The organism is Flammeovirga sp. OC4 (assembly GCF_000812565.1).
Taxonomy (GTDB): domain Bacteria; phylum Bacteroidota; class Bacteroidia; order Cytophagales; family Flammeovirgaceae; genus Flammeovirga.
In genome coordinates, this window is record NZ_JTAM01000036.1 from 22,962 (window position 1) to 38,016 (window position 15,055).

Below are 15,055 nucleotides of genomic sequence, written 5' to 3' on the forward strand. Positions count from 1 at the left end.
ACTATTTGTCATGATAAAACTACAATTAGTCAATTCCCTTGATAATCAATCATTTATGTTGATGATTCACGACCGCGATACTAAAATATTAGTACTCTTGGTTGATTGATCGAAGTTATGCAACAGGTTTATAAACCTTAGCGACAGTAACTCCTAATGAACCATCATTTAGCTTTCCCACGCTCAAATCTCCACCTTCTAAGTTAGTGAGCCGAAAGCCTAAACCATCCATCATAAGACGGTTTCTCATCTCAGATTCTTTAAACTTACTTTCCAGTCTCTTTATGTAATCTTCCATAAGATCTACTTTAGAAAGTATTTTATCTAATTTATCTTCTCTTTTTTCTGGTTTAGGATCCAAAGGAGTTTCAGAAACTTCTTTGAACATAGGTTCAACACCAGAAAAAAGCCAATTCCAATTTATTAAAGGTCGCCCTTCTTTACCATCAAAGTCTTTTGTTATTTGCTGAATTAATTTTTGTGGAGGAGTTTCACAGTTCTTGTAATTATTGACTGTGATTTTACTAACTCCCATTCTATCAGCAAGTTCCTTTGATTTTCCCCAAGTATCCAAATCATACAGTTGTATAATTCTTTCTGAGATTTCACTCATAATTGTTATAATTTAAATTAAACATTATAAAAATATTAAATCAAAGTTTGAATTATTAAATTTAACCTTATATCTTTGAGTTAAAGATTTACTTATACAAAGTTAAAAAAAATCTTTAATAATAAAAAAGGCCACATAACGGGCTGCAACCCTCGTGACCTTTTATCATTTAAATAAAAATGTACAACAAATGAAACATTTTAAAGTTTCAAATGCAATTCTTATGATATTATTAACAGTAGTATTATCAAGTTTTGTAGAAATAACGCCTATCAAAAATAATGATAAGGCTGGAAACGCTGTATTAAGCACTTTCTCAATCTGTAAATTTACTTTTGAAATGATTGCGGAGGTACATCGATTGAAACGGTGTAATGAAACAAAGGAGTTTGTAATTCCTGATTATAATCCCAACGATATATGGTCGTGGTGGAGAGTTGCAGAAACTCATGAAGTAAACTTTTGTTTGTTACTTTTACTAAATGATGTGGCAAACGCAAATGACTTAAAAGCTGGTCAGATAATACTTTTACCAACAAACTACAAATGAACAGAACAAGCTATAATTGCTCTTTAGACAACCTCGACTTAAATAAGATCGAAAAAAATGGAATAGATAATGTTAATTCTTTGTCCTCTTCATTTGAGGAAGTAGTTCTACTGCCAAATTTTGACCTTGATACCATTGATTATAGAAAAATCAAAGTGGTATCTAATAAAGGTATTTTCGATTTAACCTTTGATTCAGATGGTTACATTTTTCTTCTTCGTGGTAGTAAATCAGGTATTAATGGGTATCATAAATCAGTAAAAGATATTGTTATTAGAACTTGGGCTTTAATTACTTACTATGAAAAAGAGGGCTGGAAAATAATTGTGGTGGATTAAAACCTAAATACAATAACTATGAAAGATGTGTTTGATCAAATTCAAAATCAAAAAGATCATGAAGCCAATTGGCTTAAACAACAAGGTCAACTTAATGAAGCTTTGAGAATACATAATAAGTATTCTAAAGAAGAAAAAAGTACCCCTCCTCTTTTTATTAAAGGAGTAAGTTTTATAGCTCAAATTATCAGCTTTTTATTAGCAGCTTTTTTACCAATTTCCTTTATCATTGATCTTCATAATAATAAAGGTTTCGTAATTGTATTGTTAGTGGCCAGTATTCTTTTACTCGGATTGATAGAGCTTTCAAAACGATTTAGCTTAGAAAGATTATTAGCCAAACACTACAATACTAAAAAGTATTCCTCATCCCTTATCTTTTTTATTGTTTTACTTGGTTTGGTATCTGCTTTTACTTCCACTCTAGGAGGTGCGAAATGGGGTGAATATCTCGCGGATCAATCCAACTCTATAAAGTTGAATTATACTGAGGAAAGAAAAAAAGTGAATGATGATTTCGAAAATGCAATTTTGAAGATAAATCAAGAAACAAAAGAATATATCAATTCCGTTAGCTACAAAGGGAAGATAAATATTTCTAATCTAGCTGTAAGAAAAAAACTTACTAATGTAGAAGATAGAAAAGCCGTTTTGGAAAAGGAAAGGGTAAGCAAATTAAATGATTTATCGCAATTGGAGCAGGAAGCACTATCTGATAATTCAGAGAATTTTCAATTTTGGGAATCCATTGCGATGAGTCTTTCCATTTTATTTGAAGTAACATTATGGTTATCGTTGTTTTATTGTTATTCAGTTGAATCAAAGTTTGCGGAAAAAATAGCTGGCAAAATTAGTTATCAATTAGCTCATCAGAATCAACAAATGAATAATGCAAGTAACGTTCATGTTCCACAACAAGGAGCCTATTCTATTAGTGCATTTGGACCTCCAAAAGTAGAAGAAAAGAAAGAAGAAAGTAGAATAGGTTTTTCAGCTCCCCTACCTGATAAGAACCAGAAAGTTTGCCTCACTTGTGGAAGAAGTTTCAAGGCAAAACACCCTTCTCAAAAGTTTTGTTGTAATAAAGGTGATGGGAATTGTAAGGATAAATACAATAATGAACATCGCCCTCATTACACCAACCCAGGACAATCAGAATTAGATTTCAGTAATAGCAAAATTAGTTAGGTATAGCTTAGCGGTTCATTTTTATGTTGTTTACACACTCTTACACAGACCTACACAATATGTTTGTCTGTGTAGAGTGTAAAACACAGTAGAAAGTTTGTGTTTAAAATTTAATCATAATGAGTAATTCTATAATAAATGAGCGTCAGACTTATATCACAATAAGTATGTTCATTGGTAATGTGAGAGATTTTGAAAGTAGAATGAAATGCAGTTCACCAGCAGAGAAAGAACATCACTTTAATAAATGTTTTGGTGAATGCGGACAGCACCTCTATAGAACATTTGTGTATTCTATAAATCCTTTGGAATTTCTTAATGGATTGGACAAACAGAATTTAATGCAGTTTATGTCTTTTGATTGGTAAACACACAGTCGATACACAATTACACATGTAATACACAGTCACACATATAGCAATAATAAAATGAATAATACAGTTGCGGTAACAACCGATAACAAAGAAGTACGTACAGCACCTGAAAGAATTCGAAAGGAACGTAAAGACATTTTTATCGAGACAGCCAATAATCTAAGAGATCACCTTATAAAATATAACATACAAGTAGAAGTGTATAATGACAATAGGGGGGACGCACCCAAAAGGCAATCTGTAAAAGATACACACTTTATGCGTGCAGATAAGATCTTTACAGCATATTTAGGATATAGGTTTGCAAATGATCAGAAAGTAAATGGGAAATCAAAAATTATAGAAGGTAAGAAATATGTACAATTAGATTTACCACCAATGGCGATGTGTAAGTCAATTAGCACAAAAGAAATCAAGACACGGGGTAATTACACAAAAGCAGATTACGAACGTTTACAAAGACATTATAACCGGTTAGAAGAAGCTGGAGTGATTATTATTTCTAAAAATGAGAAAAACTTTTGGGCCATCTTTCTATTGCATTCTATCCTTTCATTGTAACACTCTAAGAGTTAGACACCATAAAGAAATATAATTGTTTTTTGAGTATTGAATAGACGTATTCCTCTCAGTGTTGATCAGCTGAGGGACACTCAAAAACTTGAAAAAATAAAAGTCACTCAAAAAGTGGCCTGATATCCTACACCCTAAACTTTAATGTATTCGTCTCAAAATACAGACTCATTAATAGTCATAATGGGTAAAGACTGTTAAAACTTATAATTCTAAGTACTCATTCTAAGTCTCTTAATTCTAAGTTTTTCATTCTAAGTACATATTAAATAAAGATTTCAAATATGAAAAAAGAAAAAAAGTTATCAACGCAGTTACCAACAATTGCAGAATATTTATTCAAGCAGAACCATATACCTAAGAAAATAAGAAAAGGAGGTAAGGAGTTTTGGTATAGTTCTCCAATTACTGGAAGTGATTCAAATCCAAGTTTTAAAGTTGATATACAAAAAGATGTATGGTTTGATCACTCAACTGGGGTAGGAGGTCATATTGCAGATCTAGTGGTACAAATGAAAAATGTATCAGATAAAGAAGCCTATCGAATTTTGTATAATGAAACACCAGTTGCAGATCATTCTAAAATGACAGAAACTTTTCATGATGTACAAGCAAAAACAATCAATGAAGGAGAAGTTTTCCAGGCTTCACAAAATGAATACATAAGCCATAAAGATCTTTTGAAAAATAGTATGGCAATAAAATACTTAAAAAGTAGGGGTATTAATCCTAATGATGCAGCAAATCATATGTCTGTGGTACTCTATAAATCAAACGGAAATTTAAGAAAAGATGGGAAGCCATTTTTTGCAATTGGATGGAAAAATATGTCAGGGGGTTGGGAGTTGACCTCAATGTCTACTGATAAAAGATTTAAATCCTCTATTGGTAAGAAAGATCTAACTTATATAAGATGTAAAAGGTTTGAGACAACAGCGAAAGAAGTGACAATCTTTGAAAGTATGATTGATTTTCTTTCCATTTTAAATTACACAAATAGAGCTGATTTAATTTTTAATACGGATATCATAATCCTAAATACAACAGCTGTATTCCAACAGTACTTTGAAAGGTTGACAAATCATTACCATACGTTCCATTGCTATACTGATAATGACGAAGCCGGAACACAAATCATACAATCTTTACAATATAAAATAGAAAGCAAAAGAATTTTGGTAAACGATTGCCGACCATTCTTTGATGGTTTTAAAGATATCAATGATAAGGTTGTAAGGCATCAAGCAGAGCGAGGAGCTATAGATCAAACATCGTTAAGATACAATGCTAGTTTCAAAGAGTCTATTTTTAAAGCTTTGGTTTTATACAAGAAGTCAACTTCAGTACATATGACAGATGATTTAGCATCAAAGTATTGGTATTCTTTAGATACAAAAGAGGAAAGGGAAAAGCACCAAAAGAAATTAAAATTCAATGAAACTATTGATGAGTTGATTTCTACCTTCTCAGGTTTTAGAATTATGTATGAGAGGGTGATGAAGCAAAAAGCTGAGGGGGTAGTGCAATCAGTTACTTTTTATTATAACCAGGTGGTGAAGGGTGTGGATAATACGATATTGTGATGAAAAAGTTTATTGATTGTATGTAGTAAGTAAAATGAAATTCTCTATTTTTGTTTATAGAAGGTTTTATTATAAATTAGTTATAATAACTAATTGATAACAATTAAGAAAACACTTTTTGATTAAAGCTAAGAACTTAAATAGTTCTACTTTTATAAACGGTGATAATGTCTAATATTTCAACTTAATAAAAAATAACATCCTTTTGAATGAAATAGAAACACTAAATGCTGTACAAATACTTCAACAATATAATACTCATAGTATGCCATTTCAGGTTATGTGTGAAGATCAAGAAATATACGTAGCAAAATCAATTTTTTTACCTGAACCTCCTTTTGGAGATTTAATAAACGAGATATTAGCTGTTTATTTCTTAGAGATATTTGGAGTTAAGACAGCTAAGCCTTGTTTAATTAAGATATCTCAGGAAGTTTTTACTTCCTTTATTGAATCTGGTGGAGAATGTAATTCTAAGTATGAGAAATTTAATTTTGAAGATAAATTATTTTTTGGATCATTATTTATAGAAAATGCAACTGAGCTTGAATCATATTCTACAAACATAAAAAGTAAATACGATTTTAATAAATTTATAGACCCACTTAATTTAATTAAGATTGGTGTATTTGATTCATGGTTTGGTAATATGGATAGAAGAGGTAGTAATCCAAATATTTTACTTTTAGAATTTAATGGTGGAAAATTTGATTTTTTACCAATCGACCATGCTCATTCATTTGGGTATCAGTCTAATTATAAGAATTTGAATCCTCATTTAATGCCTATTCCTCCTAATAAAACTATTTTACAAACTCCAATCTCAAAAAGTATTCTTACCTTTGTTGAAGATGATACAGTTTCTAATTTAAAAGACGAAATATTAACAAGTTTAGAAGAAGCATCAAAAAATATGGATTTTATTTTTGATCAAGTTCCAAAATCATTTGGATTTAGTAAAAAAGGTAAACAAAAAGTAAAAAAAGTATTATCAGATGTCGATAGAAACGAATTAGTATCTAATTTATATTTAAATTATTTAAAATGAAATCATATTATAGCATAATTAGATTTGTAAATAACCCTTTAAGTAAGGAGAATTTAGCAATTGGAATAATCTTGGTTTCAAAAAGTAAAGTTTATTACAAATTTTCAGATCAAAAAATCAGGTTTTCTAAAAATATTAATAGTTCAAATGCAAAGTTATTAGACTATACTATTAAGAAAGTATCAGATTTTATTGATTCTGAATTTAGAAAGGATATTTCTTTATTTTCTCAAGATAATTCTATATATATAGATTATCTCAAAAGATTGTCTATTTATAATAATGGATTTTTACAATTTGATAATCCAAAGGCTTTAAACTTAGAATTTAATTCAATTAGTTTTGAAAATTTTTATCAAAAATTTATTGAAATAAAATATAAAAAGATTTCAAAAGAGACTGTCGATAAATCATTTGAGAATACTATTAAAAAGGTATTTCATGAACCACTAAAAGGTCTTATAGATTTGGATTATAAGATTAAAAAACAAGAAATACCTAATCTATTTTTTAATTATACTCTTGATGGAATAGGTGTTAATGGAAGCATTTATTCTGTAAAATCTTTGGATTTAAATTCCGAAAAACCTATTGACACTTTCCAAAGAGAAATTTCTGATTTAGAGAGCTTAAATTATAGATTAGATTTATTTAGTAAAGAGAATTTGTCTAATCCAAATTCGGATAATCATTATTTAGTTGTGAATGAATATAAAGGAAGAAAGGATTCATATCAAAAATTGTATGAAATTCTTAAAAGTCAAAATGATTTATCTTTTCCATATTCTGTAATAAGTACCGATGAATTACCAACTTTAACAAAGAAAATTAAATCATCAGAATCAATAATCAAATTTTCTGATTTTATCAAAAAATAATAATAAAATATTGTTGACAATAGGTTATATTTTGAGAACGTTCTTCCACTAAGAGAAAGGATTGGGTTTAGGACCTGATCCTTTCTTTTTTTGATGCCTTAAATTGATTTAAAATTTATCTCTAGTTTACGATGTGTCTACGTTATAACCACGCTCTAGTATCAACTTTAATGCTGCTGTTTATGTACATTTTACGATGTGATTATGTTATTTTAAGCATTAATGTTAGATAAATGCGATATTGATATGACCATTTTATTGAAATAAATGGGTGTACAGTATTTTTACTTGTTGGATATCCAAAACAAGTAATCAGATCAAATTGGTTTATACAGATTAGCATCTCTTTAGAAAGGATTTAGAGTCGTCTATCTTAGAGTTCTTAAAGAATTAGAACACAAATTAGTAACACTAAGATGGAAAACATTAATGAAGAAATTGTAGAAGATTATAAAGAGGCAATCACTGAGGTACAAGAAGCAATAAAAGGTACTTTGGGAGAAAAACATGCACAGCACCCTGTTGTTGTAGCTTCAATGCTTCAGGGTATTCAACTGAAAAGGTTGGCGGATCTTATGGAACTTAATCACCTGGATTCAGATGATGGAGGATATGAAGGGGAAGGTATGGAGCTGAATCAGGAAGAAGCGAGATAAACATAGTAATTTAGTATCAAAAAAATAGCTATTAAAAGCCGTCACAATGTGATGGCTTTTTTTAATCCTCTTCGAGTAAATCAATTTGAAACAATTCATTGAGAATATCAATTACGTCCTTACGTTTGATTATTTTACGGCTATCGTAGCCTAGTTGTCTTACTTGATAGTTAAATGAGCCTTCATTGATATTTAGCATTGCAGCAATTTGCTTTTTTTGAAATACAACAGTTCCCTTTTTGAATTCTTCAATAAACTTGTTTTTAATATCAAAATGGATGTTTTGATTGAGCATCTTAATGAAGTCACTATTGGATATTTTATCTCTACCAGGAATCATATTTAGTTGAAATTAAGTTATCTGAAGTATTAAAGTTAATCAATTCTATTCTAGTAAAACATTAGAAAAAAAGTAAAAACATCAAACTAGATCAAATTAGTTGAATTAGATCAAAATTCCATAAACCTAAACTCCTAATTTTATTTCATCAAATTAGTTTACCTATAGAAGCACCTCTTTATCAAACAAAAAAATGGTGCGTTCTTGCCTAAGAATTAAGATAGAGACAACGAAATTATGAGCCAACATCAAGTAAGATACTTGAATGGCGGTTTGGGTGTTACAGCAGATAAAAAGCGAAGAATTCAGTCAGGAAACGAGTATGACTACTTGTTCCTTTCACCTGAAAGAAGTGATCCGATTCTGCATAAGAACGGAAGCACTTTTGATACAATCGGTTTTATGAAACAGATTGTTGAAAAGACAAAAGGTGATACGCTGAAGTTTTCAAGATGGATAAAGAAAAGTGATATACAATCTACTCTTCACGCACTGTTTGATTTTATGTACAATCATATACAGTACAAACAGGATGACCCCGGAGAGGAGCAGTTAAGACGACCTGCCCGAAGCTGGTCTGACCGAAGAACAGGTGTTGACTGTGATTGTTATTCGATCTTTATTTCCTCGGTACTTTCCAATTTAGGAATACCGCATACTTTTCGAAAAACCAAATACTATCATAGATCTTACTTTCAACATATCTATGTAGTTGTTCCCAAGTTTGCCGGTGCAAACATGAATGACAGGAAACAGTACTGGGCTATCGACCCGGTTATGGACAGGTTTGACGATGAAAAGATTTTTACGGGTAAACATGACTTAACAGTATTAAAAGCAAAAGGCATGAATGGAACAGGTTTATCAGGCGTAGATGGATTGCCAATACGTTACATGAATGGATTGAATGGTTTTCAGCCAGTGAATCGATCTATCCGAAGTAAAAACCTTGTATGTAAGTGCTTATTGAAAGGTCTTGACGGTACAATTTACGGTCTTGATGAAAGTCAGGTGTTTTACAGTGCTGAAGGAGCACAGCTTCAGGCATTGCATGGTGATGAAATTGTACTTGAGAGCAATGGCGAATTCTATTCACCTTTAAGGGGTTTTGGAGGTTTAGGGTCTGTCTACGGACTAGGTTTTTTTGGAAAAATCTGGACCGCAGTAAAAACAGTAGGCGGAAAAATTTGGAAAGGGGCCAAAAGTCTTTTTACAAAGAAAAAATTAACCAAGGTTGCTGACGTTGCAAGTGCTGCTACTGGCGGTGGTGGAAAGCCCACATTTAAAGCAGATCCAAGATTTGTAAAAGGCATCACCAAAGAACAGATGTTTAATCCTAAGAAGCCTATTTATAACGGGACTACCTTTACTAAAGTAACACCTGTTACTGGTGCTGGTAGTAACTTAAACTTGAATTGGCTGAATAAAGCAGGGAGTACAGCGAATATGCTTTCTACGGCTTTTGGATTAAAAAATACTCAAGTAGGGCAGGTTGTAAGTCAAGTGAATGCGAAGGTGAATCAATTAAATGCAGAGCTTAATGCTCAGAAGCAATTGAATCAGACTCTTCAATCAGCATCAGCAGACGGAAAACTAGATACAAGGGAAATATTAGCACTTGTCAAAGCATCGCAGGGAGCAGGAGTTACGCATGATGATATGCTCAAACATATCAGGTCTTACTCCATGAAACCCGAAGAGGTACAGAAGTATGCAGATATTTCGTCAAAACGTGCAGCTGTAGCCGCACTGGCAAAAGGCACAACAAAAGAGGAAGCACATAAACTTGCTCAATTATATGCGGCTGAGGCGGCAGGAAAAACAGCATCAAAAGAAGATGCTCAGCTTCTTGCTCAATTGTATGCTGAACAAGCCGGAGCGAAAAAAATTGATCTTGCAGAAGCACAGCGAATCGCAAAAGCGGAGGCCAAGGCCAACGGAGTTTCACTTTCATTGTCGCAGAAAATTGCAAAGCTGGAAGCGAAGGCGGCTATGGTGGGAAAAGCCAGTAAGGAGGACGTAGAAAAAACAGCAGAACAGCAAGCCAAGCTGGAAAATGCAAAAACCCGTCTTTACATTCAAAAGCAAATGCAATTGAAAGAACAGGAAGAAAGACAAAGGGCCGACAACAATAAAAATCTCATGATTATGGGAGGTTTGGCGGCTGCGGCATTAGTGTATATGAAAATGACCTGATCTTATGGTTTTTGGTCATCATAAAATATATAATTCTCTATCGTTCTGTGAAGGTGATCTATCTGGTCTAAATGTAGGGGGAAGTGAAGTATTTTACTTTCCCCATCTGATAGGCTTGCAGAAAAATGATAAAGACATCGTATTGTCAGACGGACAATACTTCTATGAACCTGTAGTAAGCTCACTCAATGGAGAGCATCAGCTGGGTTTTTTCAGAAGGTTATGGAAAGGGATCAAACGGACGGTCCGAAAAGTAGGCAAGTTTGTTGGTAAAGTAGCTGGCAAAGTAGTCAAAGGAGTGAAACGAGTAGCGAGAGCTACTTGGAAAGGAATCAAGAGAGTAGGAAGGGCTGTATGGACAGGTGTAAAGAACGCTGGTAAGTTTCTCTATAAAAAAGTTCTTCCTGTTTTCAAGAAAATAGTAAAAGTAGTAGCTCCCATATTAAGCTTTGTGCCTGGTCCAATCGGTTTGATAGCAACAGCGGCAAGTATTCTTGTTGACTTGATTCCTGACCCGAAAAACCCGGCAAAGAAAATTCCGGTGAAGAAGAAAGTAACCAAGATGGTGAAAAGCCGTAAGGTTGCACCTACTGGAAAAAAGGTCACACTTAAAAAAGAAGTACTGGCCGTTGATAAAAATGCTACTTCTGAACAGCAGAAAAACTTCAAGAGGCAACAGGAAATTGCAAAGCAGCATCAGATTAATCAGGCGATTGCCAAACAGCAGTTGTTACAGGCTCATCAGCAGCTTTCAGTGTTAGGTGATCAGGTAAAGCAATTTGCAAAACGGAAGAAACTCAATATGTCTGAACTTCTTGGTATTGTGAAAAATGCTCAAAAAATTGGTGTTGATCATCAGGACTTGATCAAGAATATCAGAATATTTCAGAGGAGTGCGATTGATGTTCAAAAGCTGACTGACCTCAATGCGAATGCAAGGGCAATGGAGGCTCTTTCCAAGGGTGTTTATAAGGAAGACTTTCATAAAATTGCCAAACTTGAAGCGAGTAATGCATCTCAAAGAACAGCACAGAAAGATGAAACTGAACTGATTGCTCAATTAACGGCACAGAAGCACAATTCAGGGAAGATTGAAAAATCTGAACTTGAAAACCTTGTCCGTCTTGAAACTAAAGCTGGAGGTGCAGCAACTGCAAAGCAGGTGAGTGATTATTCAAAGATTGAAAATACTATTAATGCTGATACTTTGTTATCACAAAGCGAAGTGAAAAACAAAACAACCAAGGCACTTCAGCTTGCAAAGTATCAGGCATTAATAGCTGAAAATAAACGACAACCAAACTCAAAAACTAACAATAACCTATTGATGTATGGAGCTATTGGGCTCCTTGCATTAATAGCGGGTTCAAATTCCTGAAAACTTAATTTTATTAACAAATGTTCGATAAGGAAAATTTAAAACAGGCCGCTATTGGGGCCGGAGCCGTAACGGTGGGTGCCATCGTGGGTAAAAAAGTGCTCGGATATAGTGAGCAGCCTTTAGTTTCCATTGCAGCGATTGTAGCAGGAGGATTAGCAGCTTCAAAAGCAGACCGCAAGAATCCTTACCTAGCTCATTTAGGTACAGCACTTGTAGCAGCAGGTGCAACTGGTTTTGTGTCCAACCCAAAAACAGTTGAAAAATTCCCATTCATGAAAAACTATCTAGGAGCACCAGTAGCAGGTAACGCTGTCTCAGGTTTAGATGGTCTTGGAAGTGGTGAATTAGTGTACGGTCCTGACGGTCAGATGTACATGGTTCAAGGTCAAAACGGTATTGCAGGTAACGAGTTCAGACAAGATGAACACGGAAACTTGTACCAAGTAAGTGGTTTGCCTATGGGTTCATTGGATGATGATCTGGATGAACTTGACGGTTTAGGTGATCTTGATGATCTGGATGGTTTAGGTGAAGCAGATATTGAAGATCTGACTGGTTTAGACTATGCAGACGATATTGAAGACCTAGACGGTTTAGGTGAATTTGATGACGAAGACGAACTTGACGGATTGGGCGAGATCGACGACTTAGACGAAGAACTTGACGGCCTAAATGGAGAGGATGAAGCTATTATGGCAATGAGCTAAACTCTTCCATTCAACAAAGAACACTCAAATCTCTATTCATACAAGCAAAGTAAGGTGAACTTAGTCACTTCACCTTACTTATTTTTAAAGACTAACAAATTTCTCAATTTTAAAGACCTATTATCATGGCAGGTGTAAAAGTAGACACATCTAAAGAACAACGTCACTTATTCAGAGCGGCAAAGAAAAAAGGCGTTATTTTCGAAGCAACGCGTAAAGAAATTTTAGCTGGTAATGCTAGATTCATGGAAGCCGATTTATTGCACAGAGCGGAAATCACGACAGGTGCAGGTATTTACAACATCTTATTGTCCAACAACGATAAAGATGTAGGTGTTTCAGATTTACAGGGCAACATGACCGATCCGGGCGTAAACATCGCTGTAGGCCGTGTGCGTATTGGCTATGCCAAAGTCAATGAGTTCTTGGAAGATGGATCAACTCCAAACCCAGAATATGCAACAGCTAATGCTCAAAATGTTATCTACGATAACGCTTTGAAGGATCTTCCAGTAGAGCTTCGTCCTGCAAAATTGAAAGTTCAGCAAGACAACAAAACTTTATTCTCTCTTCCAGTAGAGCGATTTACCGTTGGTTCGGTATCATCAAAAGTACAGGGTGAGGAAGATGTTTTGGCGTTGCAGACTCCAATCATTTTAGCAGAGCGTAAGGAGATCAAGATTCAGCTTGAGTTCTCTCCTTCAAAGGAAATGCCTGATGGAGCAAAACACTTCTTCGAAGTACGTTTCATGGGTGTACAAACTGCTTCTAAGTAAGCATCATAAAAAAGTTTGAAAGTTAGAAAAAAAGGAAAAGGGTTTTACTCTTTTCCTTCTTTTCCAAAATTTTGAAGCATGTCAGAAAACAAGCAAACAGTAAAAAAGGAAGAAAAGGAATATTTCTACCAGACACAGCATATTTCTTTTCCTGACCAGCAACCAGCCGGAACACTGTATAAAGATATTGTTCTTAACAATGCTTATCAGCGTTGTGTAGGCATTGCACTATTTCCAATTACAGATGGCGGTCAGTCATTTTACAGAATAGGTTTAGGGGATCAAAACCAAGACTACCTTAACAATATTCATTACAAAGCACTTGTTAGCAGTGAGGCATCCGGGTTGGAAGTAGATAAACGTTTTTTAAAAGTGAATATCAAAGCGGAGGGGCATATTCTCAAACTCCGAACTGAGATTCAAAATCAGGTTACTTCTGAGCTGTCTTATGACTTTATTCTTCTTTTAGAAAGAGATAAAAAGATGTAACCTATGTCCAGAAAAGTAGAAATCGTAATGGACACAATGATTGAGGATAATCAAACTTTCTCACTCGATGGCTGTGTGGGTTTTTCTGTAGAGAACGCAGGAAATACAACCGCACTTTTTGGTTATGATGGCAGTGGCAGGCCCTTTGATTTACCACCCGGAGAAACAAGAGTTTTCCAGCTTCCAAATGGCTATGAGTTTCATAAAACGATGTCTTCACAATTTATGGAAACTGGCAAAGGATTACTGAAGATTACCAAGTTTGTATTAAGTCTATAATTGAATAAAAATGTTAGGTGGAGTAGGACAAAAATTATCACTGAATAAGATCACGGAATCAACAGAACCGACAAGGGTAGCAGTGAGTGACGGTACTTTTGTTTATCCTCCTATTCACCCTAAAAGGACTTATATCATTCCTGAGAAAACATTGCTTCTGGATTGTCAAGGCAAAGAATACTTTGAGTTTGAGACCTTGTTTAATGAAGCAATTGATATTGAGTTTTTCAGACTCAACGCAGGATCACGAGCCAAGCTATACATTTACAGAAACACAACTGCCGATTTGGTCATCGCTTTTGATAAAATCATTTACGGTCCTTCTCAATCTTTGAGGGTGAAGGGCGGTAAGTCAGTTTATATCATAGAAGTAGAGGCAATCAGAGATCCTTCCATTGATCAATCCATTCGTTATATCGTTAAAATAGACGGACAGCGTTACCAGTCATCCGGTGTTTTCCATACCACAATTGGAATTCCCACTTTAGAGGATTTCGGCAGTATACCGAAAGGTACACCAGCTGAGGAAGTGATTGGTTTAACCGTCAATGAGTTATTTGAAAAAAGACTCTGGAAGCCCTCAGCGGCACCAAACTTTTATCCTCCAGACATCTCACTTTCACCAGCCGGAAAAACAGTTGAAGAAGGATCAACAATTGAAGTGAATTTCACTTCCAATTACAATAGAAGGGATGCTGGGGCTGATTATGGGGCTACATTACTGTATCAGAACGGTGTGTATTTAGGCAATGTACCAGGTTCTTATCGCGTAAACATTTTTGGTCGCAATGAATTCAGAGCGAAGCAGTCTTATCTTCAAGGTGAAGGATTTAAAACAACAACAGATGGCATTGAATGGCCCAATACCATTAAAGCAGGAACCGTACAGTCATCTACTGTAGTGATACAGGGGCAAAGGGGGGTGTTCTTTGGTGCTATGGAGCATATCCCACAATCAAGCAATGAACTAAGACAACTGGGGCTATTGCTGGATGGTAAAAAAAATCAAAGAATTGCCTTAAATACAGAATGGAAGGAACAGTATTTAGTTTTTGCCTATAGTTACCCCATCAAACCGGACTGCAA

General features: G+C 34.3%; 18 protein-coding genes. 16 read left to right on the forward strand and 2 right to left on the reverse strand.

What is annotated here, in order from left to right:
* Window positions 1–115: 115 nt before the first annotated feature.
* Complete coding sequence (locus PL77_RS17970) at window positions 116–613, reverse strand: hypothetical protein (RefSeq protein ID WP_044208387.1); 498 nt, start codon at window positions 611–613, stop codon at window positions 116–118.
* Between the two features lie 190 nt (window positions 614–803).
* Between PL77_RS17970 and PL77_RS17975 the strand changes: the two genes are divergently transcribed.
* The 9 genes from PL77_RS17975 (at window position 804) to PL77_RS18015 (ending at window position 7,801) form a co-directional block, all read left to right on the forward strand.
* A complete protein-coding gene (locus PL77_RS17975) occupies window positions 804–1,163 on the forward strand; it encodes a hypothetical protein (protein ID WP_044208389.1) in 360 nt (119 codons plus the stop codon).
* Window positions 1,160–1,501, forward strand: a complete 342-nt coding sequence (locus PL77_RS17980) for a hypothetical protein (protein ID WP_044208391.1) — start codon at window positions 1,160–1,162, stop codon at window positions 1,499–1,501. The genes PL77_RS17975 and PL77_RS17980 overlap by 4 nt, the downstream gene beginning before the upstream one ends.
* A gap of 18 nt (window positions 1,502–1,519) precedes the next feature.
* Complete coding sequence (locus PL77_RS17985; protein ID WP_044208393.1) at window positions 1,520–2,689, forward strand: hypothetical protein; 1,170 nt, start codon at window positions 1,520–1,522, stop codon at window positions 2,687–2,689.
* Between the two features lie 119 nt (window positions 2,690–2,808).
* Window positions 2,809–3,057 carry a hypothetical protein gene (locus tag PL77_RS17990; protein WP_044208395.1) on the forward strand — a complete coding sequence of 83 codons (249 nt, stop codon included), beginning with the start codon at window positions 2,809–2,811 and terminating at the stop codon, window positions 3,055–3,057.
* Between the two features lie 60 nt (window positions 3,058–3,117).
* Window positions 3,118–3,624 (forward strand): hypothetical protein, encoded by a 507-nt coding sequence (locus PL77_RS17995; RefSeq protein WP_044208398.1) that lies wholly within the window; start codon window positions 3,118–3,120, stop codon window positions 3,622–3,624.
* Window positions 3,625–3,920: 296 nt separating this feature from the next.
* On the forward strand, window positions 3,921–5,219 hold the full coding sequence (locus tag PL77_RS18000; RefSeq protein WP_044208401.1) for a toprim domain-containing protein: 1,299 nt from the start codon (window positions 3,921–3,923) through the stop codon (window positions 5,217–5,219).
* Between the two features lie 205 nt (window positions 5,220–5,424).
* On the forward strand, window positions 5,425–6,267 hold the full coding sequence (locus tag PL77_RS18005; RefSeq protein ID WP_156152416.1) for a HipA family kinase: 843 nt from the start codon (window positions 5,425–5,427) through the stop codon (window positions 6,265–6,267).
* On the forward strand, window positions 6,264–7,145 hold the full coding sequence (locus tag PL77_RS18010) for a hypothetical protein (RefSeq protein WP_044208407.1): 882 nt from the start codon (window positions 6,264–6,266) through the stop codon (window positions 7,143–7,145). Before PL77_RS18005 ends, PL77_RS18010 begins: the two co-directional genes overlap by 4 nt.
* 416 nt (window positions 7,146–7,561) lie before the next feature.
* Window positions 7,562–7,801 carry a hypothetical protein gene (locus tag PL77_RS18015; RefSeq protein WP_044208410.1) on the forward strand — a complete coding sequence of 80 codons (240 nt, stop codon included), beginning with the start codon at window positions 7,562–7,564 and terminating at the stop codon, window positions 7,799–7,801.
* Window positions 7,802–7,862: 61 nt separating this feature from the next.
* Here the strand turns inward: PL77_RS18015 and PL77_RS18020 are convergent, their stop codons facing one another.
* Complete coding sequence (locus PL77_RS18020) at window positions 7,863–8,141, reverse strand: hypothetical protein (protein ID WP_044208412.1); 279 nt, start codon at window positions 8,139–8,141, stop codon at window positions 7,863–7,865.
* A gap of 237 nt (window positions 8,142–8,378) precedes the next feature.
* Between PL77_RS18020 and PL77_RS32325 the strand changes: the two genes are divergently transcribed.
* From PL77_RS32325 to PL77_RS18055, 7 genes are all read left to right on the forward strand, one after another.
* Window positions 8,379–10,337: a cell envelope integrity protein TolA gene (locus PL77_RS32325; RefSeq protein WP_044208415.1), complete on the forward strand. Its 1,959-nt coding sequence runs from the start codon at window positions 8,379–8,381 to the stop codon at window positions 10,335–10,337.
* A gap of 4 nt (window positions 10,338–10,341) precedes the next feature.
* A complete protein-coding gene (locus PL77_RS18030; protein WP_044208418.1) occupies window positions 10,342–11,715 on the forward strand; it encodes a hypothetical protein in 1,374 nt (457 codons plus the stop codon).
* A gap of 20 nt (window positions 11,716–11,735) precedes the next feature.
* Entirely contained in the window at window positions 11,736–12,425 is a 690-nt protein-coding gene (locus PL77_RS18035; protein WP_044208421.1) for a hypothetical protein, read from the forward strand.
* A gap of 125 nt (window positions 12,426–12,550) precedes the next feature.
* Entirely contained in the window at window positions 12,551–13,201 is a 651-nt protein-coding gene (locus PL77_RS18040; protein WP_044208424.1) for a hypothetical protein, read from the forward strand.
* Between the two features lie 78 nt (window positions 13,202–13,279).
* The gene (locus tag PL77_RS18045; protein WP_044208427.1) at window positions 13,280–13,690 is read left to right on the forward strand and encodes a hypothetical protein; all 411 of its coding nucleotides are present in this window, start codon (window positions 13,280–13,282) and stop codon (window positions 13,688–13,690) included.
* A 3-nt stretch (window positions 13,691–13,693) separates the two neighbouring features.
* Entirely contained in the window at window positions 13,694–13,969 is a 276-nt protein-coding gene (locus tag PL77_RS18050) for a hypothetical protein (RefSeq protein WP_044208429.1), read from the forward strand.
* A 10-nt stretch (window positions 13,970–13,979) separates the two neighbouring features.
* The coding region (locus PL77_RS18055) for a hypothetical protein (protein ID WP_044208432.1) at window positions 13,980–15,055 on the forward strand (1,076 nt) is incomplete at its 3' end.